This window comes from Streptomyces sp. NPDC033216, assembly GCF_055577115.1.
Genome location: NZ_JBVIQK010000004.1, coordinates 399,909 through 423,639 on the forward strand (window position 1 = coordinate 399,909; position 23,731 = coordinate 423,639).

Sequence of the window (23,731 nt, forward strand, 5' to 3'; positions counted from 1 at the left end):
CCCGGGGGCTGGGCGACGCTCCGTCAAGGGTCCGTGCTCCATCAGGGACCGGTGGGTGCTTCGTCGGGTCCGATGGCCCGTCAGGGGCCGGGTCGGAACCGGTCGGTGAAACCCGGCCGCCCCCGCGCTCCTGGGACCGGCGGCCCTCCACGATCCGCGGAGGGCCGCCGGTCTCAGTCCGCCACCCGCGCGACCGGGGTCTCACCGCCGGGCGCGGGCACGGGAGCCGGCTCGGGCGACAGCGGTTTGCGGATCAGGATCAGCGCCGCGTCGTCGTGCAGGTGGCCCCCCACATGGGCCAGCAGGTCGTCGTGCAGCGCCGTGAGGGTGCGCGCCGGTTCGTCGGTCAGCGTGCGCACCAGCCCGCTCTGGAGGGGGTAGAACTCCCGGTCGCGGTCGCGGGCCTCGGTGACCCCGTCGGTGTAGAGCAGCAGCTGGTCGCCGTCGGCGAACGGCAGCACATGGAGGTCAGGGGTCTGGTCCGTGAGGGCGCGCAGGCCCAGCGGCGGGGCCGGACGTGGGGGATTCACCGGGACGACCCCTCCTCCGGACGCGCGGACCAGCAGCGGGGGCGCGTGACCGCAGTTCACCACTTCGAGATGGCCGGGGCGCGGGTGTCCGGCGATCACGGCGGTGACGAAGTCGTCGGCGCCGAGATTGCGCGCGAGGCTGCGTTCGATCCGGTCGACGACCGCGAGGAGGTCCGGTTCGTCGTGGGCGGCCTCCCGGAAGACGCCGACCACCAGCGCAGCGGTGCCGACGGCCGGCAGTCCCTTGCCCCGCACGTCGCCCACGATCAGGCGGACGCCGTACGGGGTGGACACCAGGGCGTAGAGGTCGCCGCCGATGCGGGCCTCGGCCGCGGCGGCGCTGTAGCGGACGGCGACCTGGAACGGACCGACCGTCGGCGGCACCGGCACCAGCAGCGCGTGCTGGGCGGTCTCGGCGACCGAGCGGACGGCTGCGAGGACCCGTTCTCGGCGTCCGCGCAGCACGCTGGCCAGGCCGCTCGCCAGGGTGACGGCCACCAGGACGGAGAGTACGGCGGCCAGTTCCCGGCCCGGTGCACCGTGCCGCATGCCGTGGACGACACCGAGCGCCGCGGCCAGCATCCCGACGCACAGCACACCGCGCGGGCCGTTGGTGGTGGCGGCCAGCGCCGGCCCGACCGCGAGAAGCGGCAGCCAGGTCACGCCGTCGACACCGGCGAGGTCCACGGCCAGTACGACGACGGTCACGAGCAGCACGGGCAGGACGGCAGCCCCGGCGGCCAGCGGCGCGGCGGCCCGCCTGACCGCCGGCCCCCCGGGGACGCGCACCCGCTTCTGGCGGGGCCGCACGGTCCGGTGGCCGTCACGACGGTCTCGGGCCTGACTCATGTGTGTCCGCAGTCCTCATCTGTGTAGGGGGATCGCCCCTGAAACGCCTGTTCCATCCAGGAATACGGGTTCGGTGCGCGTGTCACAAGGAGAGGATTTTCAGATAGTGAGCGACAGGCCCCTGGTCACCCGGTTCGCGGTCGGGATGAGCCGCTCCCGGATCTCCCCCAGCCGGGACAACCGGTCCGCCGGCAGGGACACCCCGAGCGAGCCGAGTATGTCCCCGCTGTAGACGGGCACGGCGACACAGACCGTGCCGAGGGTGTACTCCTCCAGGTCCGTGACGGCCGGTGCCATCGGCGCGGAGTCCAGGCGCCGCAGCAGCTCGGGCGAACTCGTGATCGTCCGTGGGGTGAGGTCGGAGAGGTGATGGCGGGAGAGGTAGTCGCGACGGGCCTCGCCGTCCAGCTCGCGCAGCACGGACTTGCCGAGCGCGGTGGCGTGTCCCGCGTCCTCGAATCCCACCCAGAGGTCGGCGCGGGGTGTTCGGGGGCTGTCGACGATCTCGGCGATCCGGATCTCGCCGTCCTCGTAGAAGGTGAGGTAGGCGGCGGTCGCCAGTTCGTCCCGCAGAGCGGCGAGTGTGGGACGCACCCGGCTGAGCAGGGCCTGCCCGCGCCCCGTCGAACGCAGCGTCTGCACCTTGTCCCCCAGGACGAAGCCGCCGTCCTCCAGCTTGAGCACGTATCCGTCGTGGACCAGCGTGCGGAGCAGGTGATAGGCGGTGGCCAGGGGCAGACCCGTCTCGCGGGCCAGTTGCTTCGCCGGGGCGCCGTTCTCGTGCGCGCCCACCGCCTCCAGCAGGCGGAAGGCTCGCTGGACAGAGGTGATCAGCGTCGGGCCTCCCTGCGCACCCATGCGTCCAGCGTGCGTCAGGGACACGAAAGGGGCAAGACGGGCGCAGGACGTGGCGTTCAGGGGCACCCGTCCCCTATGAACGACACGAACGACACGAACGGCGAGGGTGCGCGGCGAGCCTCCCCGCCGGAGGAGCGCGACACCGTGGAGCGGCTGGTCCCGGCGTGGCTGGCGGAGACCGAGCGGCACGATCCGGCCGCGGCCCGCGAGGCCCGGATCGGGTGGGAGGGGGGTTCGCTGTCGGCCCACGCCGCCGAGGACCTCGCCACCTGGGTCACGGCCAGGGTCACCGACACCGGCTTCAACGAGGACGAGGGCCCGCGCGTCGACGGGCCGGTCCGCATCACCCCGGCCGACAAGGAGGCCGTGCACCGCTGGCTCACGGGACAGGGGCACCGGATCTGAGGGGGCGGGCCGGCCGCCCGAGGGCGCCCATCGGACGCTCGTGTCGACGACGTCACGCCGGGTACCCGAAGATTTCGACGTCACGGTCGGGACGCGGCACGCCGGGCGCGGCGGGCGACGGACCGTCCAGGAAAGGGGGCAGTAATGACGCAGCACGCGGACGACGACGCTCTGGATCAGCCCGCGGGCGTCGCGGAACTGCGGCTGGCGGCGGGAATCCCGGATCTCGGCCCGCCCAACGACGTACCCGCGAACGAGCTGCCGCTCGACCGCAACCAGGCGATCCTCCAGGCCGCCAAGCAGGTCGGTTCGATCCTCAAGCGCGAGGGCCACCTGTTCGCCCTGGCGGGCAGCGTGGCCGTGTACGCCCACGGCTGCACGCAGAACCTCCAGCACGACGTCGACTTCGCCATCCGTCCCGAAGACGCGGAAGCCGTCGCCGAGACCCTGCGCAAGGAGGGACTCACGGTGTACGAGCCCCCGGAGGACTGGCTGCTGAAGGCGGACTGCCTCGGCCAGCAGGTCGACCTCATCTTCGAGCTGGCCCGTCAGCCGGTCGGCACGGAACTCCTGGAACGGGCCGAGCGGCTCTCCGTCGATTCGGTCATGATGCCGGTCCTGTCGCCTACGGACCTGGTGCACAGCCGGATCGCCGCCTTCTCCGAACACCACTGCGACTTCGGGGCGGTCCTGCCGATCGCCCGCACGCTCCGGGAGAAGATCGACTGGGACCGGGTGCGCCGTGCCTGCGGCGACGAGCCGATGCCCGACGCGTTCTTCTATTTCCTGGAGCGACTGGACGTCATCGCGCCGAGGCCGGAGGAGGACCGACGATGAGGCCTTTCGCCGAGCCGTCCGGCAGCGGCGCGGACAGCGCCCGGCGGCCCCCCGGGACCGCCGGGACCGCCGGGACCGCCGGGACCGCCGGGACCGCCGGGACCGCCGGGACCGCCGGGAACATCGAGTACCGCGTCGCGCATCTGCACGACCGGCTCGCCGCCGAGGAGCTGGCCGAGCTGGGTGTGCGCGCCGAAGTGCGGGCCGGGTCGGTCGTGGTGACCGGCACGGTGCCCTCCGAGGAGTGCCGCGAGACGCTGCTGCGGACCGTTCACGAGGAGTTGGCGGGGCTCGCCGTGCACACCGACGTGGTGGTGGCCGAGACCGCCTCGCCCGACCATGCGGAGGACCTGCCATGATCCGCGTCGCCGCCGTCGGGGACATTCACATGGGCTCCGACAGCCAGGGCCTGCTGCGGCCCGCCTTCGACACCCTGGGCGAGTGTGCCGACCTGCTGCTGCTGGCGGGCGATCTGACCCGACACGGTACGCCCGAGGAGGCGCGGGTGGTGGCCCAGGAGGTGCGTGGTCTGCCGGTGCCGGTGGTCGCGGTGCTCGGCAACCACGACCACCACGACGAGCAGCCCGAGAAGGTCACCGGCATCCTCCAGGAGGCGGGCGTGACGGTCCTCGAGGGTGAGGGGACCGTCGTCGAGTGCGCGGGGGCGCGCGTCGGCGTCGCCGGCACCAAGGGCTTCTGCGGCGGGTTCGTCGGCCGCAGCGCCGGGGAGTTCGGCGAGCCGCTGATGAAGGAGTTCGTCCGGTACACCCGGCGCAGCGCGGACGCGCTGCACGGCGCGCTGGAGGACCTCGGCCGGGAGGGCTGCGACGTGCGGGTCGCGCTCACCCACTTCTCCCCCGTCGCCGACACCCTCGCCGGTGAGCCGCTGGAGATCTACCCCTTCCTCGGCAGCTATCTGCTGGCCGAGGCGATCGACACGGCCGGCGCCGACCTCTCCGTCCACGGCCACGCCCACATGGGCACCGAGCACGGGATGACGGCGGGCGGGGTCCGGGTGCGAAACGTGGCCCAGCCGGTGATCCGGCGGGCGTTCAACGTGTACCAGTTGCACGCCGGCTGACCTGAGGGCCCGCGCACCGGCCAAACCCGTACCGGGGGTCCTTTCGGTCGCACGGGAGCGTGGCGTTGCGCGCGGTCCGTCCCGAGGCACGGCCGGGCGCGGGTTCGCGCCGTGGCGCTGCCACGTTCAGGTGGTGATCACCTCGGATCGCCCTGCGGCCCCGCGTCCGCCCGTATCCAGGGCACATGGACAATCTCCACACCCGCGACGAACCCCGCTCCCTGTCCCGCAGACACTTCACGGCCAGCGCCGGTACGGCCACCGCGGCCCTGCTGGCCGCGGCCCCCGGCGCGACCGCCGCTCCGGCCTTACCGCAGGCCCCGCCGAAGCCCACCGCCGACTGGGCCACCTGTCTGGCGGTCGCACGCGCCCTGCTGGTCGTCGACGCGCAGGACAGGCCGCTGGTCCCCGGCTATCAGAAGATCCTCGGCGGCGGGCTGCCCCGCGCCGGGACGAAGACCGCGAGGAAGGTGCTCGTCATCGGCGCGGGCCCCGCCGGACTGGTGGCCGCCTGGCTGCTGAAGCGGGCCGGGCACCACGTCACGCTCGTCGAGGCCAACGGCAACCGCGTCGGCGGCCGCGTCAAGACCTTCCGCACCGGCGGACACGAGAACGCGCCCCAGGCCTTCGCCGACGCCCGCCAGTACGCGGAGGCGGGCGCCATGCGCATCCCCGGCAGCCATCCGCTGGTGATGAGCCTGATCGACCAGCTCGACGTGGAACGGCGCCGCTTCCACCTCGTCGACGTCGACGGCCAGGGCAAGCCGGTCAACAACGCCTGGCTGCACGTCAACGGCGTGCGGATGCGCCGTTCCGCCTACGCGAAGTCTCCCCGCAGGATCAACCGGTCCTTCGGAGTGCCGCGGAGGTTCTGGGACACGCCCTCCTCGACGATCCTGCGTCAGGCCCTCGACCCGGTCCGCGACGAGTTCAGCACGGCCGGCCCCGACGGCAAGCGTGTCGACAAGCCGATGCCCGAGCGGGTCCGGGGCTGGGCCCGGGTCGTCCAGCGGTACGGCGACTGGTCGATGTACCGCTTCCTCACCGAGGAGGCCGGCCTCGACGAGCGGACCATCGATCTGATCGGCACCTTGGAGAACCTCACCTCACGGCTGCCGCTCTCCTTCATCCACAGCTTCATCAGCGCGTCGCTGATCAACCCGGACACCGCGTTCTGGGAGCTGGTCGGCGGTACGGCGACCCTGCCGGACGCGCTGCTGCGGGAAGTGTCCGACGTGCTGCGCCTCGACCGGCGTGCGACACGCATCGAGTACTGGACGCCGGGCCGGACCGGCACCGACGGTACCCCGCACGTCCGGGCGGACGGTCCGCACGTATGGATCGACACCGTGTCCGAGGGCCGCGACGGCACGGTGGTGCGCGAGCAGTTCACGGGTGACGTCGCGATCGTCACCGTGCCGTTCTCGGGGCTGCGCCAGGTCCAGGTCAGCCCGCTGATGTCGTACAAGAAGCGGCGGGCCGTCGCCGAGCTGCACTACGACAGCGCGACCAAAGTGCTGCTGGAGTTCAGCCGGCGGTGGTGGGAGTTCACGGAGGCCGACTGGAAGCGGGAGCTGGACGCCGTACGGGCGGGGCTGTACGACGAGTACCGGGCGGGAAAGGCACCGGCGGACGGAAGTCTGCTCGGGGTGCACCCGTCCGTGCCGCCGGGGCACATCACGGCGGGGCAGCGGGTGCACTACGCCGCCAACCGGTGGGTGGGCCGCGACCAGCCTGAGGCGGCGCACATCGTCGGCGGGGGCTCCGTCTCCGACAACGCCAACCGCTTCATGATCAACCCGTCCCATCCGGTCGAGGGCAGCCGGGGCGGGGTCGTCCTCGCCTCCTACAGCTGGGCCGACGACGCCTCCCGCTGGGACTCCCTCGACGACGACGCCCGCTACCCGCACGCCCTGCGGGGTCTCCAGCAGGTCTACGGCCAGCGTGTCGAGGTCTTCTACACGGGCGCCGGCCGCACCCAGAGCTGGCTGCGGGACCCGTACGCCTACGGCGAGGCGTCGGTCCTGCTCCCCGGCCAGCACACGGAACTGCTGGCCGCGATCCGCTCCCCCGAGGGCCCGCTGCACTTCGCGGGCGACCACACCTCGGTCAAGCCGTCGTGGATCGAGGGGGCGGTGGAGAGCGCGGTGCGGGCGGCGCTGGAGGTGCACCGAGGGTGAGGCCGACACCGCCGACCCATTTTTGAACGCGTTCAATTCTCCGGTAGGCTCCCCTTCACACGAGCGAGGGGGAGCCTCACGATGAAGATCGTCATACCCGGTGGGACCGGACAGGTGGGAACGGTCCTGCGCCGGGCGCTCACCGCATCCGGGCACGAGGTCGTGGTGCTCAGCAGGCGGCCGGAACGGCCCGGCGACCTCGCCTGGGACGGCAGGACCCCCGGGCCCTGGACCGACGCCGTCGACGGCAGTGACGTCGTGATCAACCTGGCCGGCCGGAGCGTCAGCTGTCGCTACACGCCGGCCAACCTGCGGGAGATGATGGACTCGCGGGTGCACTCCACGCGGGTCGTCGGCCAGGCGATCGCCGGGGCCTCCCGGCCGCCCCGGCTCTGGCTCCAGATGAGCACCGCCACGATCTACGCCCACCGCTTCGACGCGCCGAACGACGAGGCCACGGGACTCCTCGGAGGGGCCGAGCCCGATGTCCCCGCCTACTGGTCCTACAGCATCGACATCGCCAGGAACTGGGAGCGGGAGCAGGAGGAGGCCGACACCCCGCACACCCGCAAGGTGGCGCTGCGGTCGGCCATGGTGATGAGCCCGGACCGGGGCGGGGTCTTCGACGTACTGTCGACGCTGACCCGCCTCGGCCTCGGCGGTCCGGTCGCCGGTGGCTCCCAGTACGTGTCCTGGATCCACGACCGTGACTTCGTGCGCGCGATCGACTTCCTGATCGACCGGGAGGACCTGGCCGGACCGGTGAACCTCGCGGCCCCCGCCCCCCTGCCCCAGCGCGTCTTCATGCGCGCACTGCGAGGAGCGTGGGGCGTACCGGTGGGCCTGCCCGCGACGAAGCGGATGGCCGGACTCGGCGCCTTCGCCCTCCGCTCGGACACGGAACTCCTGCTCAAGAGCCGCCGTGTCACCCCCGGCCGCCTCCTCGAAGCGGGCTTCACCTTCGCGCACTCCGAGTGGCCGGGGGCGGCGGAGGACCTGGTACGGCGGAGGCGGGGCGGACGTGAGGTCCGCGCGGGGAAGGGCGCGGGGGCCGCGCGGACCTGACGCGGGAGGCGCGTCCGCACGGCTCTGCCACAGGTGTCAGCTCGTCGCCCGGACCGCCGCGCGGATCAGGTCCGCGACGTCCTTCGGCCGGGACACCGCGACGGCGTGCGAGGCGCCCTCGAGTTCGACGATCGTCGCGTCGGCGCGCTTGGCGCCGAAGCGCTCGACCTCGGGGTTGATCGCGTTGTCCGCTCCGGCGATCAGCGCCCAGGAGGGCTTCGTCCTCCAGGCGGCCGCGGCGGCGGCCTCCTCGAACGCGGCGGCGGCCAGCGGTCGCTGAGCGGCGGCGAGGATCTTGGTGACGTCGGCCGGCACGTCGGCGGCGAACACCGACGGGAAGGCGTCCTCGGCGATGGTGACCTCGGCGGCGGCCGCGCCGTCCGGCGTGGGGTACGTCCACTGCTTGAGGTTGCTGACCAGCGGGGACAGCGGGAACCGGCCCTGGAGCTCGCCGAGGCTCTCGCCCTCCTCCAGGACGTAGGCGGCAACGTACACCAGGCCGACGACGTTCTCCGTGGTGCCGGCCACGGTGATGAGGGCACCGCCGTAGGAGTGGCCGACCAGGATGACGGGGCCGTCGATCTGGGCCGCGACGGAGGCGACGTAGGCAGCGTCGAAGGCCAGGCCGCGCAGCGGGTTCGGCGGGGCGATCACGGGAATGCCGTCGCGCTGGAGTTCGTCGATGACGCCGGACCAGCTGGCCGCGTCCGCGAACGCGCCGTGGACGAGGAGGACGGTGGGAGTGGTGCTCATCTTGCGGGTCTCCTCGGATCAGGCGGTGCGCAGGGCGGTGCGCAGGGTGGTGGTGGCCTGGGTGATGGCGGCCTGGGCGGCGTGGGTCTCGCGCAGGGCGTTGAGCATGACGAAGTCGTGGATGATGCCCTGGTAGCGGACGGCGGTGACGGGGACACCGGCCTGGCGGAGCTTGTTGGCGTAGGCCTCGCCCTCGTCACGCAGGACGTCGGCCTCGCCGGTGATGATCAGGGCCGGCGGCAGGCCGGCGAGCTGCTCGGTGGTCGCCCGCAGCGGGGAGGCGGTGATCTGGGCGCGCTCGGCCTCGTCGGTGGTGTACTGGTCCCAGAACCACTGCATGCCGTCGCGGCGCAGGAAGTAACCGGTGGCGAACTGGTGGTAGGAACCCGTTTCGAAGCTCGCGTCGGTCACCGGGTAGAACAGCACCTGCTGCACCAGCGGCACATCGCCGCGTTCCTTGGCCATCAGGGTGAGGGCGGCCGTCATGTTGCCGCCGACGGAGTCGCCGGCGACGGCGATGCGGGTGGCGTCCAGGCCCTTGGTGGCACCCTGCTCCACGATCCAGCGGGCGACCGTGTAGTTCTGCTCGATGGCGACGGGATAGCGGGCCTCGGGCGAGAGGTCGTACTCGGGGAAGACCACCGCGGCACCAGCGCCGACGGCGAGTTCACGCACCAGGCGGTCGTGGGTGTGGGCGTTGCCGAAGACCCAGCCTGCGCCGTGGATGTAGAGGATGACGGGCAGGGTGCCCTGGCTGCCGGCGGGCTTGACGATGCGGGCCCGGACATGGCCGGTGGGGCCGCCGGAGACGGTGACCCACTCCTCGTCCACGGCGGGCTTGTCGATCTCCCCGGACTGCACCTCGTCGACGGCCTTGCGTCCCTCCGCCGGCGCCAGATCGAACAGGTACGGCGGGTTCGCGGTCGCCTCCACGAACGCCTGGGCGGCGGGCTCCAGCACCGGCGGGGACGGCTCTACGACGTCGGACATGAGAATCTCCTGCTGTTGAGGTGTGCGTTGTTCCGCACATGGACGCTAAACGCCCTCCGCCGGCGGACTTTGTCCTCGCGTGCACCGGCAGTGTGCTCAGAGCGCACAGCGTGCCGTGCACAGCGATAAGTCGTTCGGCGCGCTCGGAGAACACACCGGGGAAGCGGCGAGTCCGCCGCACGCGACCTGGGGAATTCCGATGGAGTTCACGCCGTGTCGACCATGTGGGCCGGCGGGCCGGAGAACTCCTCGTCCCTCGCGGACCTGGAGACATCCGGCCGACCGTCGGCGCGTATCCCCCTTCGCCTTTTCCGCGACCGCGGGCCAGGGAAGACCATCTCAGCCGCTCGACGCAAACAAGCGCTCCGCGTGACGGTCACGCTTCACCGTTCCCCTACGGAATGGACTTGAACCTCGCCTGGACCCGGCCCGTTCGGCGGACTTCACGCAGCATCGGCCCCGAGTCGCCGATTGCGCACCGGAATGGGAGAAAGTCCTGCGACTTCCCGTGGAGAGGGGCCGGGATTCCGTCGGCACGCCACCTACGGCGAAACCTTCCGGCGCGATCTGCCGATCTCGCGGAGTCGCGGTTTTCGTCGGCCTCGTCGGCCTCGTCGGCCTCGTCGGCCTCGTCGGCGAGAGCCTCTTCCCGACCGGCGAACGCGGCTGTCCGGCCATGCCGAGACGGTCCGCCGGAGAGCCCCGAGCGCCTGGCGGCCCTCGGATGCGCCGTGTCCGTGCGGCACCGCCCGTCCTTGCAGGGTGAGGCGTTCCCACGGCGCCACGGACCCGGTGCCGCCTTCCACGCCCCGCCGGTCACCGCCCCGCGCTGTCCCGCCACTCGCGGGGGGACATGCCGTAGGCGGCGCGGAAGACGCGGCTGAAGTGCGTGGCGCTCGTGAAGCCCCAGCTGCCCGCCACGGCGGCGATGGTGCGGCTGCCGTGGCGCATCAGATCGCGGCGGCATTCCTCCAGCCGGCGGCGCAGGATCCAGCGGCCGACGCTGGTGCCCTCGTCCTGGAACAGTTTGTGCAGATAGCGCACGGAGATGTGATGGGCGCGGGCGAGGGTCTCCGGCGAGAGGTCCGGTTCGGTCAGGTGCAGCTCGACGTACTCCAGGATGCGGGCCATCACGGGCGACGGCTGGCCGTCCGGGCCCGGGGTGCGGCTGCCGAGTTGTTCGGAGGCGAGTGTGGCCAGGAGGTTCACGGCGCTTCCGGCGAGCATCACGCCGACCGGTGGCCGGGCCTCGGTCGCGGTGCGGGCCAGGTCGGACAGCAGCGGCGAGAGCAGGGCGCCGAGCCGGGAGGTCCGGGTGACCGGGGTCCGGGTGATCCGCCCGGCGTCGGCGGGGGTGAGGCCCATCAGGTCGGTCGGCACGAGGAACACGGTGGCCCGGAACCGCTCGGGGAAGTCCAGGGCGGGCGGCCGGCGCGCGTCGTAGAAGCAGATGTCGCCGGGGGTGAGCCGCACGGCGTGGGGGTCCGGGAGCCGGGTGGCGCCCCGCAGTCCCACGAAGAGGTACTCGCCGGCGTCCCGTGCGTGCGGCCGGTGCTCCGGCTGCGGGGCCCGCTCGCCCGGCAGTCGGCCGGGGCCGGTCTCGGCGGTCATGATCTCTACGCCCAGGGGCGTCCGGCAGATGGGTACGTCGATCGTGCTGGTGGTGGTCATCTTCCGCCGTTGCCTCCTGAGCGAGCGACTGTCGGACTCGTCGCCCGGACGGTAGGCCGGAGGATGTGTAAAAAGAGTGACAACGCAGTGACAGCGGCGGGTACCGGTCAGGCGCGCACGGCGTCTTCGGCTTGCTCGGCGCGCTCGGCCGCGAAGATCCGCAGCAGGTCGTGCAGGACGTGGTGGCCGGGCGTGTGCTCGGTGATCAGGTGGGCCTCGGCGAGTTCGCCGAGCAGCCGGCGGGCGCCGCGGACCGGCAGGCCGGTGAGTGCCGCCGCCGACGCCGGGGTGAGGTCGGGCCCCGAGTGCCGGGGCAGCAGCCGGAACAGCCGGGCCGCCTCCGGGGAGAGCCGTCGGTAGGAACCCAGGAAGGCGTCCCGGACGTCGGCCGTTCCTCCGCCGGCGAAAGCGTCCAGGCTGCCCCGCGTCTCGCGCAGGTACGCGGCCACGTCCGCGAGGGGAGTCTCACGGTGGCCGCGGGCACGTACGGCGACGGCGGCCAGCGCGAGGGGCAGCCGGCCGCTCCGGGCGACGATCTCGTCGGCTGCCTGAGGCTCGGCGGCCGTTCGGTCGGCGCCCACGAGGCCGGCCAGCACCTCGCGCGCGTCCTCGGCCGAAGGCGGCTCCAGGCGCAGCGGGCGGGCCCCCGAGGCGATGAGGCCGGGCAGGGCGTGGCGGCTGGTGACCAGCGCCAGACAGCCCGGTGCGGCGGGCAGCAGCGGACGCAGTTGTTCCGTGCCGGCCGCGTCGTCGAGGACCACGAGGACGCGCCGGCCTGCCAGCAGCGTGCGGTACAGGCCGGTCAGCGCGGCCGGTCCCGTCGGCATCCGGGCCGCGGACACGCCGAGGGCCGTGAGCATCGCGCGCAGCGCCTCCTCGGCCCGGGCCGCGGGCCGCGCCGGGTCGCCGCCGCGCAGCGCGACGTACAGGTGTCCGTCGGGGAAGCGGCCGGTGGCGCCGTGGGCCCAGTGCAGGGCGAGGGCGGTCTTTCCGACGCCCGCCATGCCCCCGATGAGCACGGGCGCCGGGGCTCCGGCGCTCCCCGCGACCGCGTCCCCCACCGCCGTCAGCCATTCCAGCTCGGCCTCGCGGCCGGTGAACCCTTCGGGAGATGCGGGCAGTCGGGCGCGCCGAGCGGACGCCGTCCGGTCCGGTACGGCGGGGGCGGCACCGGTCGCGGCGTCATCGACCCGTGGGTCCGGGCCCACCCGTCCGACCGGCGTCTGCCGGCCGAGGTTCACGCGTGGCCCTGAGGTCAGCCCGCCCACGTCCTGGCGCAACACGCGCGTGTGCGCCGCCGTCAGTTCGGCGCCGGGGGTGACGCCGAGTTCCGCGGCCAGCCGGCGGCGGAGGTCCCCGTGGACCGTGAGCGCGTCCGCCTGGAGACCGCAGGCGGCGAGGGACAGGATCAGCCGGGCGTGCAGCGACTCGTCGAGCGGATCGAGCGCCGCGGCCCTGCGCAGGGCGGGCAGGACCTGGGCGGACCGGCCGCAGAGCAGAGCGGCGTCGGCAGCCATCCGGGCCGTCCGCAGGAGTTCGCGGCCGAGCGCCGTGAACTGGACGTGCCGGCGTGCGGCGGCGGGAATGCCCATCGCCACCGGCCCGCGCCACTCCTCCAGGGCCTCGGTGAGGCGCAGCGCCGCCGTCTCGGCCCGCCCGGTGGCGGCCGCCCGCTCGCCCTGCCGGGTCAGTTCGCGGAAGCGCAGCAGGTCGACCTCCTCCGTGGCGGCCTCCAGCAGGTAGCCGCCGGGACGGCGCAGCAGGCGTTCGCCGGGGGCGCGCGGCGGCAGTTCCGGTTCCAGCAGGCGTCGGAGCGCGCCCACGTAACGGCGCACCACGTTCGACGCGCTGGCGGGCGGGTGGGCCGGCCACAGCACGTCGAGCAGTTCCTCGGTCGGCACGGGCCGGCCCGCGTGGGCCAGGAGCAGGGCGAGCAGGGCCCGCTGCTGCGGGAATCCGAGGTCGAGTTCCGTTTCGCCGCGCCGCACCCGCACCGGCCCCAGCACCTCGAACCGCGTCACGGCGGGGTCAGCAGGCACCGGCCTGCCCGTCCCGTCCGGCGAGGCGGGCGTGGACCCGCTCGGCGTCGGGGTGGTCGAGGCCTCTGAGGAGGCCGAGGGCCTCGGTCCAGGCGGCGCGGGCGCCGTCCTCGTCGCCCATGGCGCGGTGGGTGTCGCCGACCCGCGCGAGGATGTCGGCCTCGGCGTAGGGCGCGCCGAGGTCCCTGAGGAGGGCGAAGGCGTTGCGGTAGGCGAGGAGGGCGTGCGGGTGGCGGCCGAGGTGCTGGTGGGCGTAGCCGATGCTGTCCCAGGTGACGGCCTGGCCGTAGCGGTCGCCGAGGTCCTGGAGGGTGGTCAGGGCCTCGAAGCAGTGCGTCAGGGCCGACTGGTGCTCGCCCAGCCGGGCGTGGTACCAGCCGACCGAGTTCAGGACGCTGGCCTGTGCGGCCCGGTCGCCGGCGGCGCGGAACAGGGCGAGGGCGAGCTGGTTGTGGCGCAGGGCGCCGGGCAGGTCGCCGCGCTGCTCGCTCTCCCAGCCGAGGCTGCGGTGGGTGTTGGCGCGTCCGGTGTCGTCGCCCAGGCGCGTGAAAAGCTCGAGGGCGTGTTCGAGGCGGGGGACGGCCTGGTCGTTCAGGCCGAGCCGGCCCTCTATGCGGCCGAGTCCGCGCAGCCCGCGGGCTTCCATGGCGGGTTCGGCGAGCCGTCGGGCGGCGTCGAGGGCGGTGCGCTGAACGGTGAGCGCGTCGTGCCAGTGACCCCGGCGGTCGAAGAACGGTTCCAGGGACCAGGCCAGATGGCAGGCGAGACGTTCCTGCGCGGTGGCGGCGGCGGTGTCGACGACGGCGAGGAGCACGGCGTGTTCGGCGGTGAGCCAGGCCAGGGCCCGGTCGACGTCGACGAGCGGTTCCGGGCGTACGCCCTCGGGTGCGGGCGGCGGGGGCAGCGGGTCGGAGTTGGGGGCCAGCAGCCGGTCGGCGGCGTGGGCGGTGTGCAGGTAGTGGTGGTGCAGCCGGTGTACGGCCGCCCGTCGTTCGTCGTCGGTGTGCCGTTCCTCGACGAGTTCGGCGGCGTGGGCGCGGAGCAGATCGTGGAAGGCGTGCCGGCCGGGGCTGTGCTCGGTGACGAGGTGCAGGCCGGTCAGTTCGGCCAGCAACGGCCGGGTCCGGCGTACCGGCAGTCCCGCCAGGGCGGCGGCGGCCGGCAGGGAGAAGTCGGGGCCGGGGTGCAGGGCGAGCAGCCGGAACAGCCGGGCGGCCTCGTCGGAGATCTGACGGGAGGACCAGGAGAAGACGGTGCCCACGTCCACGGAGGAGTCGGAGCGGGCGAACGCGTCGAGGCTGCCGTGGGCGTCGCGCAGTTCGGCGGCGACGGCGGAGAGCGGGAAGTGGGGGTGGGCGGCGGCCCGGGCGGCGACGCAGGCGAGAGCGAGGGGCAGTCCCGCGCACAGTTCGGTGATCTCGTCGGCGGCGCGCGGTTCGGCCTCGACCCGTTCGGCGCCCAGGCGGCGGACGAGCAGGACGCGCGCCTGCTCGGTGTCGAACGGCCGCAGCGTCAGGGAGTGGGCGCCGTGCGCGGCGACCAGCCCGGACAGGGCGTCGCGGCTGGTGACGACGGCGAGACAGCCGGGCGAGCCGGGCAGCAGGGGCCGTACGTGGTCGCTGTCGCGCGCGTTGTCCAGGACGACGAGGATCCGCCGCCCTCTCAGCACACCCCGGTAGAGGGCGGCCTGCGCGTCCATGCCGTGCGGTATCCGGTCGGGCGGTACGCCGAGGGCGTCCAGGAAGCCGCGGAGGGCCTCGCCCGCCTCCATGACCGCGCCGGAGGGGTCGTAGCCGCGGAGGTTGACGTAGAGCTGCCCGTCGGGGAAGCGGTCGGCGACGCGATGCGCCCAGTGCACGGCGAGGGTGGTCTTGCCGACCCCGGCCATGCCGCCGATGGCGGTGATCACCACGGTACCGGGCGCCCCGTCGGGCAGGCTTCCGTCGCCGCCCGACAGGGCGAGGACCTCGTCGAGTTCGCCGCGTCGGCCCGTGAACGCCGGTAGGTCGTGCGGGAGCTGGGCGGGGACCGGGAAGGCGGGGAGACCGGCGGGTGCCGCCTCACGGGCGGGGACGGGGGGTTCGTGAGCCTGCGTGAGGGGGGCCTCGGGCGCGCCGGCGTTCGTCCGGTGATCGGCCGGTCCGGACGCCGCCGGGGCGCCCCCGCCGGGCTTGTCCCGCAGCACGGTCTCCCGGGCCTCGCGCAGCTCCGCGCCGGGGTCGATACCCAGGTCCTCGACGAGCCGGGTCCGTACGGCTTCGTACACGCCGAGGGCCTCGGACCGGCGGCCCGCTGCCGCCAGGGCGCGGATCAGCGCGGCCTGCACGGGTTCGTCCAGGGGATGCGCGTCGGCGGCCCGGTGCAGTTCGGGCAGGACGGCCCCGGGAAGGCCGGCGCGCAGGGCGGCGTCGGCCGCGTCGCGCACGGCGGTGAGGCGTTCGCGGTCCACCGCGTCGAACGCCGGGTGGGCGCGGACCTCGGCGGGCAGGCCGACGGCGACCGGCCCCCGCCACAGGGAGAGCGCCTCGGTGAGCGGGCCGAGGGCCTGCTCGGGCGCATCGCGTACGGTCCGCTGCCCGGCTTCCCGCAGGGCACGGAAGCGGATCAGGTCCAGGGAGTCACCGTCGGTCACGAGGCGGTAGCCGCCCGCGTCCCGCACCAGCCAACGGCCCTCCGCACGGGGGGCGAGGCCGGGCTCCAGCAGCCGCCGCAGTGATCCCACGTGCCGGCGGACCACGTTGACGGCGCTGCGCGGCGGGTCGGTCCCCCACAGCGTGTCGACGATCTCGTCCATGCCGACCGGCTGCCCCGCCCTGACCATCAGCAGCGCCAGGAAGGCTCGTTCCTGCCGCCCGGCCGGCTCCAGCTCGGTCTCTCCCCGACGCACCCGCACGGGCCCCAGGACCGCGAACCGCACGGACTCCAGCGGCACGTCTTCCCCCTCCGGTGTCACTCCCAGAGGCCGACCCTACGTCACCGCTCGTGTTACCGAGAGTCAGTCCAGGAGCCGGGAAACCGCAGGTGGGGGGTAGTTTACCGGACGGTCACGCCGACCGCGTGCGGGCCAGGGCGTCCGTCAGCGCCTGGTGGATCTCGTCGGGGAGCCAGCGGCAGTGGGCGCCCTGCACCACGTACTCGGCGACCTCGCGCAGCTTGGTGTTGGTGCGCTGGGAGATCTCCCGGAGCACCTCCCAGCCCTGCTCGGGGCGCAGCCGGCCCACGGCGACGACCACCCCGATGGCCTGGTCGATCACGGCGTGGGAGGCGACGGCCTGCCGCAGCTGGGCCACCTCCTCCCGCAGCGCGGCGACCCGCGCCTCGGCGTTCTCCTCCGCAGCCCTGCCGCACTCCACTGTGTTTCTCCTCGTCAGGAGCCCGCGAAGCCGCGGGCGGCCACCAGGCGTCACCGTGCCGTCCCCGTCCAGCCTGCACAGAAGCGAACGGTTCGGCCGCACACCGAACGAACGACATCGCCGGGGACGGTCCGGAAAACGAATGCCCCCCCGGAGGGGGGGAAAGCGTGCGGAGGCGGCGAAACGTCGTTGCGACGACCGTCCGGCCCGCGCGGCGCGGGGCCACCGACCCACCGGACGAAGGATTCATGGACACGCTGTTCTTCGACAGTGACGACCTCGGCCGGACCGAGGACTTCCTCAGCAGGGCCTACGCCAGGATGCGCATCGGCAGCAGCGACCCGGGGGCCGGCCGGGCACGCATCAGCCGTGCCGCGATGCCGTCGGTGACCGTGGACGAACTCGACCTCGGCTTCGAGATGAGCTACTCGGTCGCCCCGCTGGGCCGGATCTGTCTGTGCCTGGTCCACGAGGGCACCATCCGGGACCACACCTTCGACGGTGTGCAGGACGCCTTCGGGCCGGGCGACGTGGTGTCCTTCGTTCCGCCGGAGCTGCCGTACTCGGGGCGGGTCTGCAACGCCCGCTACAACATCACCATGCTCGACACCGACCTGCTCGCCCAGGTGGCCGCGACGGCCCCGGGCCGCAGGCCGGGACCGGTCCGGCTGACCGGGCACCGGCCGCACTCCCCCGCCGCGGCCCGGCAGCTGCGGCAGACGGTCGGCTACCTCCGCGACCATGTACTGGCCGCGCCCGGCCTCGCCGACCAGCCGCTCGTCGCCGCCACCGCCGCCCAGCACCTGGCGGCGGGCGTCCTGGCCGCGTTCCCCAACACGGCGCTCACCGAACCCACCGCGGCCGACCGCAACGACGCCCGGCCGGCGACGCTGCGCCGCGCGCTGGCCTACATCGACGACCACGCCGACGAACCGATCACGGTCGCCGACATCGCCGCGGCCGCGCACGTCACGGTGCGGACCCTCCAGTACGCCTTCCGGCGGCACCTCGACACCACGCCACTGGCGCACCTGCGTGGGGTCCGCCTCGCCCACGCACACGACGAGCTGCGGGCCGCGAACCCGACGGAGGGCACCACGGTCACCGACGTCGCGGCCCGCTGGGGCTTCCTCCATCCCGGCCGCTTCGCCACCCTGTACCGCTCCGTCTACGGCCGTCCGCCGCACCGCACGCTCGCCGGCTGAGCCCCACCCCGCGGCCGGGCCGCCGGCGACGAGCCCGCCCGGGTTCTCGACGGCTGATCGGACCAGCCCGCGCGAACGGAGCCGACCACGCGTACGACCACCGGGGTGTACGGGCACGACCACCGGCTCCAGCGCCCTTCAGGTCAGTGCGGCGCGGGCGGCGAGGCGGGGAGCGCGGCGGGTCAGCGCCGCGGCGGACAGCCCGATCAGCGCGCCGGCCGCGACGTCGGAGGGGTAGTGGGGGGCGGTGTACACGCGTTCGCCCGCCACCATCACCGCCGGCACCGCGCAGAGCGCTCCGGCCAGAGGCCACACCCCGGCGACGGCGGCGGTGAAGCCGACAGCGGCGGCCGTGTGTCCGGAGGGGAAGGAGGAGGAGTCGGGCCGGTCGTGGGCCTCCTCCTCGGGGATCCACTCCCTCGGCGGGCGGCGCCGTTCTCCGAGCTGCTTGACCACGCCGTTGGACACCGCCTCCGCGACTGCCATGCTGACCAGGCCGGCTGCGGCGGCCCGCCGTCCCCGCCACCCGCCTGCCGTGGCCATCACGAAGGCGGCGCCCCACCAGAACTTGGTGTGCTGCGCCGCCTCCTCCACCGCCGGGAGCGTCCGCCGCGCCGGGTCCCACCGCCACGACGCCATCCGCCGGGCCAGCCGCCGGTCGCCCTCTCCGAGATCAGCCCAGCACTCATGGGCTGCGCCTTCCCGCTACGGCGTGTCCCTAGCGGGACGTCGGGGCGCCCCTCACGTCATGCGGCGCTGGTCCTCCTCGCTCCAGGCACGGGTGTCGCGGGGCGGCACGTACGGCTCCTGGTCCGGCGGGAGACCACCCGCGACGGCCCGCTGGCGGGACAGTTCCGCGTCGAACTCCAGGCCGAGCAGGATGGCGATGTTGGTGATCCACAGCCACACCAGGAACACGATGACGCCCGCGAGGGTGCCGTACGTCTTGTTGTACGAGCCGAAGTTGGCCACGTAGAAGGCGAAGCCCGCCGAGGCGATCAGCCAGATCAGCAGGGCCAGCACGCTGCCCGGGGTGATCCACCGCAAGCCGCGGCCCTTCACGTTGGGGGTCGCCCAGTACAGCAGCGCGATCATGATGGTGACCAGGACGACCAGGACCGGCCACTTGGCGATCGACCACACCGCCAGAGCGGAGTCGCCGATGCCCAGCGTCGTACCGGCCCGGCGGGCGAGGCCACCGGTGAACACCACGATCAGGGCGCTGATCACGGCCAGCACGAGCAGCACCACCGTCACACCGACCCGGACCGGCAGCACCTTCCACACGGGCCGGCCCTCCGGCATGTCGTACACGGCGTTCGCGCTGCGGATGAAGGCGGCGACATAACCGGAGGCCGACCACACGGCCAGCAGGATACCGACCAGCGCCATGAGCGAGCCGATCCCGCCCCGGCCCTGGAGTTGGGTGACCGCGTCGGTGATGATGTCCCGGGCCGCCCCCGGGGCGAGTTGCCGAACGTTCTTCAGGACCTCGTCGGTCGCCGTCTTGCCGGCGACGCCCAGCAGTGACACCAGGACCAACAGGGCGGGAAACAGCGAGAGTACCCCGTAGTAGGTCAGGGCGGCGGCACGGTCGGTCAGCTCGTCGTCCTTGAACTCCTTGACCGTGCCCTTCAGCACCGCCAGCCAGGAGTGCTTGGGCAGTCGGCTCAGGTCGTCCGGTTGCCGGCGCTCCACCTGCTCGTCCGGTCGGTTTCTCGATGTCCGTGGCATAGCACACGTAGTAACCCCGGTAAGCCGTTCCATGCGGCCTCCGGGACCTCGGCCACACGGGAACAGCTCGCGGCGGCTCGGCGCAGCCGTGCCCGCGTGGGTGCTTCGTGTGCGGACCGGGTGGCTCCCGGCCCCTCGGCGCCGGCCCCCGCCGGGAGGTGCCGGTGCGGCCGGCGACGCGGTCCGCGGGTCAGGCCGTACGCCCGCCGGAGTCCGGGACCTCGTCGTGGGCGCGGGACGCCGCCGCGCAGAACGCGTCGAGTCCCTCCATCAGCGCGACCCGCTTCCCCGCGGGCATCCCGGCCAACACCGCGCGCAGCTCCCGCTCCCGACGCTCCCGCAGGTCGGCGAGGAAGGCCCGCCCCCGTCCGCTGAGACGCAACCGCAGCTCGCGCCGGTCGGAGGAATTCACCACGCGCTCCACGAAACCGGCGGCCTGGAGCCGGTCGCACAACCGGCTGGTCGACGGCGGTGTGGAGGCGAGGGAGTCGGCGAGGCCGCGCAGGTTGATGCCCTCCTGGTGCTCCAGGACGAACAGCACGCGCAGCTGGGACGGGGACGCGGGCGCCGTCGAGGCCCGTCCCCACAGCACTTCCAGCAACTCCGCGGCCGTCGCGGTCACCCGTGCGACCTCGTCGGGATCCGGGTGATGGCGCAGGGCATTCACGGTCACACTCTCGCATGCGCGGGGACGACGGCCGGCGTCCCAGTGGCTCCGCCCGCCCCCGGTACCGCTCCGACACGCCTCGAAGCGGCGGCGCAGCGCGAGCGCCTGGTGTGCCCGGACCGGCACGGCCGCTGACCGGCGCCCGCCGCATCGCCCCCGGCGCGGCAGGTGTGCGCCGGGGCGACACCGCGTGTCCGCCGCCGTGCGCCCCCGGTCCCGCTTGTCACCGGCCCTGTCCTCGCACTACTGTCACCAGGCCTTGGTGAACGGGAAATCCGGTGTGATGCCGGTGCGGCCCTCGCCACTGTGATCGGGAAGTCCGGCTCCGGCCCTCGCGGGCGGCCACTGGGTCCTCACGGACCCGGGAAGGCGGAGCACGGGCGGTGGTACCCGTCAGCCAGGAGACCGGCCAAGGCGCGTCAACCATCCACGAGGTGCTGGAGAGGGTCTGCTGAGCCATGCACATAGCCGAGGGTTTTCTGCCTCCGGCGCACGCGGTCGCCTGGAGCGTCGCGTCGGCGCCGTTCGTCGTCCACGGAGCCCGGTCGCTCACCCGTGAAGTCAGGGAGCATCCCGAGAGCACGCTGCTGCTCGGCGCCTCCGGTGCCTTCACGTTCGTCCTGTCCGCGCTCAAACTGCCGTCGGTCACCGGTAGTTGTTCCCACCCCACCGGCACCGGTCTGGGCGCCATCCTGTTCCGGCCACCGATCATGGCCGTGCTGGGCACGATCACCCTGCTCTTCCAGGCGCTGCTGCTCGCGCACGGCGGCCTGACCACACTCGGCGCCAACGTGTTCTCGATGGCGATCGTCGGCCCGTGGGCCGGTTACGGCGGGTACCGGCTGCTGCGGCGCTACGGCGCGCCGCTGATGGTCGCGGTGTTCTGCGGCGCGTTCGTCGCCGACCTGTCCACCTACTGCGTGACCAGCGTGCAGCTCGCGCTGGCGTTCCCCGACCCGAACAGCGGTTTCCTCGGCGCGCTCGGCAAGTTCGGGTCCATCTTCGCCGTCACGCAGATCCCGCTGGCGGTGAGCGAGGGGCTGCTCACCGTCTTTGTGATGCGTCTGCTCGTGCAGTCCAGCAAGGGTGAACTGACCCGGCTGGGCGTGCTGGTGACGGGCGGCCGGAAGTCGGACACGACCGAGGCGGTGGCCCGGTGAAGCGGAACACGAGGATCAACGTCCTGCTGCTGCTCGCCGTGCTCGCGCTCGCGGTGCTGCCGCTGGCCCTGGGGCTCGGCGACCACAAGGAGCAGCCGTTCACGGGCGCCGACAGCGAGGCGGAGACGGCGATCACCGAGCTGGAGCCGGACTACGAGCCGTGGTTCTCGCCCCTGTACGAGCCGCCGTCCGGGGAGATCGAATCGGCGCTGTTCGCCGTCCAGGCGGCCCTGGGGGCGGGCGTTCTCGCCTACTACTTCGGAGTGCGCCGGGGGCGCCGCCAGGGCGAACAGCGGGCTTTGGCCCGGTCGGCGGAGGAGCGGGGCGGGCCGTCGGCCGAGGGGGCCGATCGGGCGGCCGGGGACGGGACGTCCCGGCAGGGTCGGGTCTGAGCGCTCGTGCTGCCGATCGACGCCGCGGCGCACAGCAGCAGCTGGCGCCACCGTCATCCCGTGGACAAGGCCGTGCTCGGGCTGGGTCTGACCCTGCTCGCGATCTCGTTGCCGCCCTGGCCGGGCGCGGCCCTGGTGCTGGTGACGGCGCTCGTCCTGCTGCTCGGTCCGGCGGGCGTGCCGGCCCGCCGGCTGTGGCGGGCCTATCGGGTCCCGTTGGGCTTCTGCGCGACGGGCGCGCTCACCCTCCTCGTCCAGGTGGGCGGCCCCGACGGGTTCGTGTCCCTGGCCGACGGGGGTCCGGTTCGGGCCGGCGAGCTGATGCTGCGCACCTCGGCCGCTTCCCTCGGCGTGCTGCTGTTCGCGTTCACCACGCCGATGTCCGATCTGCTGCCCCGTCTGGTGAGCGCAGGTGTGCCCGCGCCGGTCGTCGACGTCGCCCTGGTGACGTACCGCATGAGTTTCCTGCTGCTGGACTCGGTGCGCCGGATCCGGGAGGCGCAGGCGGCCCGGCTCGGGCACACCGGGCGCGCCGCCGAGTGGCGGTCGCTCGCCGGGCTCGGCGCCACCGCGTTCGTGCGGGCCTTCGACCGGGCGGCGCGGCTCCAGGCCGGGCTCGCCGGACGCGGCTACGACGGCACGCTGCGCGTCCTGGTGCCCGAGGCCCGCGTCTCCGTTCGCTTCACGGTGGCCGCGGCCGGGCTGCTGGTGGCCCTGGCCGTCCTCACCCTCGTCCTGGAAAGGCCTCTGCCATGAGCGGGCTGGTCGCCCTGCGGGGTGCCTCCTTCGCGTACGAGGACGGCCCGGCCGTGCTCGACGGTCTCGACTTCACGGTGCGCGAAGGGCGCGCCCTCGCCCTGCTCGGCCGCAACGGCAGCGGGAAGACGACCCTGATGCGGCTGCTGAGCGGCGGCCTGCGCCCGCGCACCGGCGCGCTGACGGTCGAGGGGCGGCCGGTGGCGTACGACCGCAAGGGGCTGACGCGGCTGCGGACGACCGTGCAGCTGGTGGTGCAGGACCCCGACGACCAGCTGTTCGCCGCGTCCGTCACGCAGGACGTGTCGTTCGGGCCGCTGAACCTGGGGCTGCCCGACGCCGAGGTGCGGGCCCGCGTGGACGAGGCGCTCGTCGCACTGGACATCACCGCCCTGGCCGACCGGCCCACCCACCTGCTGTCCTACGGGCAGCGCAAGCGGACCGCGATCGCCGGCGCCGTGGCCATGCGGCCGCGCGTGCTGATCCTCGACGAGCCGACCGCCGGGCTCGACCCGGACGGGCAGGAGCGGCTGCTCGCCACGCTGGACGGGCTGCGCGCGTCCGGCACGACGGTGGTGATGGCAACCCACGACGTGGACCTCGCCCTGCGCTGGGCCGACGACGCGGCCCTGCTCACCCCGTCCGGCGCGCACACCGGTCCGGCGGGCACCGTGCTGGCCCGCACCGACCTGCTGCGGGAGGCGGGCCTGCGCCTGCCCTGGGGCATCGCGGTCGCCCGGCTGCTCGCCGGACAGGGCCTGTTGGCCGACGGCAAGGCCGGGCCGCGCAGCCCGGAGGAGCTGGCGGCGCTGTTGGCCGGGGGCTGAGCCCTCGGAGGACGCCTCGGCCCTGGAGGCCCGGTGGCGCCGTGCGCGGCGCCGGTCGGTTCGGACGCCGGTGAACCACGCCGGCGGGTGGAGGGGCAGCACCGTCGCGGAGGCGGCGGCCAGGATGTCGGACCGCCGGGCGACCGCCCACTGGGGCGTGCGCGATCGCCGATGACCATCGGCAGACCCGCACGGGTTCTTCTCGGCGCCGCAGTCTGTCCGGCGCTCATCAGTGTCGGCCCGCGCACCGGGCGGGACCGCTCGCCCGCGCGGATCGCCCGGTCGCCGCGGCCGGACTCGCCGGCGCCGTGGAAGGCGCCGGTCAGTGTCCTGAACTCCCCCGGTGCCCGGACATCCGGTGCCCCGGGGCCGTCCGGCG

General features: G+C 73.8%; 22 protein-coding genes and 1 riboswitch. Of the genes, 11 read left to right on the forward strand and 11 right to left on the reverse strand.

Features of this window, described 5'->3' with window-relative positions:
- Positions 1 to 173: 173 nt before the first annotated feature.
- Positions 174 to 1,379: a PP2C family protein-serine/threonine phosphatase gene (locus ACZ5Y0_RS11250; protein ID WP_469128368.1), complete on the reverse strand. Its 1,206-nt coding sequence runs from the start codon at positions 1,377 to 1,379 to the stop codon at positions 174 to 176.
- 99 nt (positions 1,380 to 1,478) lie between these two features.
- Positions 1,479 to 2,237: an IclR family transcriptional regulator gene (locus ACZ5Y0_RS11255; RefSeq protein ID WP_469128369.1), complete on the reverse strand. Its 759-nt coding sequence runs from the start codon at positions 2,235 to 2,237 to the stop codon at positions 1,479 to 1,481.
- 75 nt (positions 2,238 to 2,312) lie between these two features.
- On the opposite strand from ACZ5Y0_RS11255, the gene ACZ5Y0_RS11260 reads away from it, so the two are divergent.
- From ACZ5Y0_RS11260 to ACZ5Y0_RS11285, 6 genes are all read left to right on the forward strand, one after another.
- Entirely contained in the window at positions 2,313 to 2,642 is a 330-nt protein-coding gene (locus ACZ5Y0_RS11260) for a hypothetical protein (protein WP_469128370.1), read from the forward strand.
- Between the two features lie 144 nt (positions 2,643 to 2,786).
- A complete protein-coding gene (locus ACZ5Y0_RS11265; RefSeq protein ID WP_469128371.1) occupies positions 2,787 to 3,479 on the forward strand; it encodes a nucleotidyltransferase family protein in 693 nt (230 codons plus the stop codon).
- On the forward strand, positions 3,476 to 3,838 hold the full coding sequence (locus ACZ5Y0_RS11270; protein WP_469128372.1) for a BON domain-containing protein: 363 nt from the start codon (positions 3,476 to 3,478) through the stop codon (positions 3,836 to 3,838). The genes ACZ5Y0_RS11265 and ACZ5Y0_RS11270 overlap by 4 nt, the downstream gene beginning before the upstream one ends.
- Positions 3,835 to 4,560 carry a metallophosphoesterase family protein gene (locus ACZ5Y0_RS11275; RefSeq protein ID WP_469128373.1) on the forward strand — a complete coding sequence of 242 codons (726 nt, stop codon included), beginning with the start codon at positions 3,835 to 3,837 and terminating at the stop codon, positions 4,558 to 4,560. The genes ACZ5Y0_RS11270 and ACZ5Y0_RS11275 overlap by 4 nt, the downstream gene beginning before the upstream one ends.
- Before the next feature lie 185 nt (positions 4,561 to 4,745).
- Entirely contained in the window at positions 4,746 to 6,740 is a 1,995-nt protein-coding gene (locus tag ACZ5Y0_RS11280; RefSeq protein WP_469128374.1) for a flavin monoamine oxidase family protein, read from the forward strand.
- A gap of 81 nt (positions 6,741 to 6,821) precedes the next feature.
- Positions 6,822 to 7,805, forward strand: coding sequence for a TIGR01777 family oxidoreductase (locus tag ACZ5Y0_RS11285; RefSeq protein ID WP_469128375.1), 984 nt, complete (start codon positions 6,822 to 6,824; stop codon positions 7,803 to 7,805).
- A gap of 36 nt (positions 7,806 to 7,841) precedes the next feature.
- Here the strand turns inward: ACZ5Y0_RS11285 and ACZ5Y0_RS11290 are convergent, their stop codons facing one another.
- From ACZ5Y0_RS11290 to ACZ5Y0_RS11315, 6 genes are all read right to left on the reverse strand, one after another.
- Complete coding sequence (locus ACZ5Y0_RS11290; RefSeq protein ID WP_469128376.1) at positions 7,842 to 8,558, reverse strand: alpha/beta fold hydrolase; 717 nt, start codon at positions 8,556 to 8,558, stop codon at positions 7,842 to 7,844.
- 18 nt (positions 8,559 to 8,576) lie between these two features.
- Positions 8,577 to 9,548 (reverse strand): alpha/beta hydrolase, encoded by a 972-nt coding sequence (locus ACZ5Y0_RS11295; RefSeq protein ID WP_469128377.1) that lies wholly within the window; start codon positions 9,546 to 9,548, stop codon positions 8,577 to 8,579.
- 816 nt (positions 9,549 to 10,364) lie between these two features.
- Positions 10,365 to 11,219: a helix-turn-helix domain-containing protein gene (locus ACZ5Y0_RS11300; RefSeq protein ID WP_469128378.1), complete on the reverse strand. Its 855-nt coding sequence runs from the start codon at positions 11,217 to 11,219 to the stop codon at positions 10,365 to 10,367.
- A 107-nt stretch (positions 11,220 to 11,326) separates the two neighbouring features.
- Positions 11,327 to 13,258, reverse strand: coding sequence for an AfsR/SARP family transcriptional regulator (locus ACZ5Y0_RS11305; RefSeq protein ID WP_469128379.1), 1,932 nt, complete (start codon positions 13,256 to 13,258; stop codon positions 11,327 to 11,329).
- Positions 13,248 to 16,190 carry an AfsR/SARP family transcriptional regulator gene (locus ACZ5Y0_RS11310; protein ID WP_469128380.1) on the reverse strand — a complete coding sequence of 981 codons (2,943 nt, stop codon included), beginning with the start codon at positions 16,188 to 16,190 and terminating at the stop codon, positions 13,248 to 13,250. The genes ACZ5Y0_RS11305 and ACZ5Y0_RS11310 overlap by 11 nt, the downstream gene beginning before the upstream one ends.
- Before the next feature lie 112 nt (positions 16,191 to 16,302).
- Positions 16,303 to 16,611: an ANTAR domain-containing protein gene (locus tag ACZ5Y0_RS11315; RefSeq protein WP_469128381.1), complete on the reverse strand. Its 309-nt coding sequence runs from the start codon at positions 16,609 to 16,611 to the stop codon at positions 16,303 to 16,305.
- Between the two features lie 248 nt (positions 16,612 to 16,859).
- On the opposite strand from ACZ5Y0_RS11315, the gene ACZ5Y0_RS11320 reads away from it, so the two are divergent.
- Positions 16,860 to 17,816: a helix-turn-helix transcriptional regulator gene (locus ACZ5Y0_RS11320; protein WP_469128382.1), complete on the forward strand. Its 957-nt coding sequence runs from the start codon at positions 16,860 to 16,862 to the stop codon at positions 17,814 to 17,816.
- A 138-nt stretch (positions 17,817 to 17,954) separates the two neighbouring features.
- On the opposite strand, the gene ACZ5Y0_RS11325 is transcribed toward ACZ5Y0_RS11320, so the two are convergent.
- The 3 genes from ACZ5Y0_RS11325 to ACZ5Y0_RS11335 all read right to left on the reverse strand — a co-directional run bounded on the left by ACZ5Y0_RS11325 (position 17,955) and on the right by ACZ5Y0_RS11335 (position 20,223).
- On the reverse strand, positions 17,955 to 18,410 hold the full coding sequence (locus ACZ5Y0_RS11325) for a phosphatase PAP2 family protein (RefSeq protein WP_469128383.1): 456 nt from the start codon (positions 18,408 to 18,410) through the stop codon (positions 17,955 to 17,957).
- 147 nt (positions 18,411 to 18,557) lie between these two features.
- On the reverse strand, positions 18,558 to 19,550 hold the full coding sequence (locus ACZ5Y0_RS11330; RefSeq protein WP_469128384.1) for a YihY/virulence factor BrkB family protein: 993 nt from the start codon (positions 19,548 to 19,550) through the stop codon (positions 18,558 to 18,560).
- Positions 19,551 to 19,740: 190 nt separating this feature from the next.
- Positions 19,741 to 20,223, reverse strand: a complete 483-nt coding sequence (locus tag ACZ5Y0_RS11335; RefSeq protein WP_469128385.1) for a MarR family winged helix-turn-helix transcriptional regulator — start codon at positions 20,221 to 20,223, stop codon at positions 19,741 to 19,743.
- 237 nt (positions 20,224 to 20,460) lie between these two features.
- A riboswitch (cobalamin riboswitch) is annotated at positions 20,461 to 20,645 on the forward strand.
- A gap of 30 nt (positions 20,646 to 20,675) precedes the next feature.
- Between ACZ5Y0_RS11335 and ACZ5Y0_RS11340 the strand changes: the two genes are divergently transcribed.
- Genes ACZ5Y0_RS11340 through ACZ5Y0_RS11355 form a run of 4 tightly spaced genes read left to right on the forward strand, consistent with a single transcriptional unit; the run spans position 20,676 to position 23,352 of the window.
- On the forward strand, positions 20,676 to 21,377 hold the full coding sequence (locus ACZ5Y0_RS11340; protein ID WP_469128386.1) for an energy-coupling factor ABC transporter permease: 702 nt from the start codon (positions 20,676 to 20,678) through the stop codon (positions 21,375 to 21,377).
- Complete coding sequence (locus tag ACZ5Y0_RS11345; protein WP_469128387.1) at positions 21,374 to 21,769, forward strand: energy-coupling factor ABC transporter substrate-binding protein; 396 nt, start codon at positions 21,374 to 21,376, stop codon at positions 21,767 to 21,769. The genes ACZ5Y0_RS11340 and ACZ5Y0_RS11345 overlap by 4 nt, the downstream gene beginning before the upstream one ends.
- Before the next feature lie 6 nt (positions 21,770 to 21,775).
- Positions 21,776 to 22,525, forward strand: a complete 750-nt coding sequence (gene cbiQ, locus ACZ5Y0_RS11350; protein WP_469128388.1) for a cobalt ECF transporter T component CbiQ — start codon at positions 21,776 to 21,778, stop codon at positions 22,523 to 22,525.
- Positions 22,522 to 23,352, forward strand: a complete 831-nt coding sequence (locus ACZ5Y0_RS11355) for an ATP-binding cassette domain-containing protein (RefSeq protein WP_469128389.1) — start codon at positions 22,522 to 22,524, stop codon at positions 23,350 to 23,352. The genes cbiQ and ACZ5Y0_RS11355 overlap by 4 nt, the downstream gene beginning before the upstream one ends.
- Positions 23,353 to 23,731: the final 379 nt, after the last annotated feature.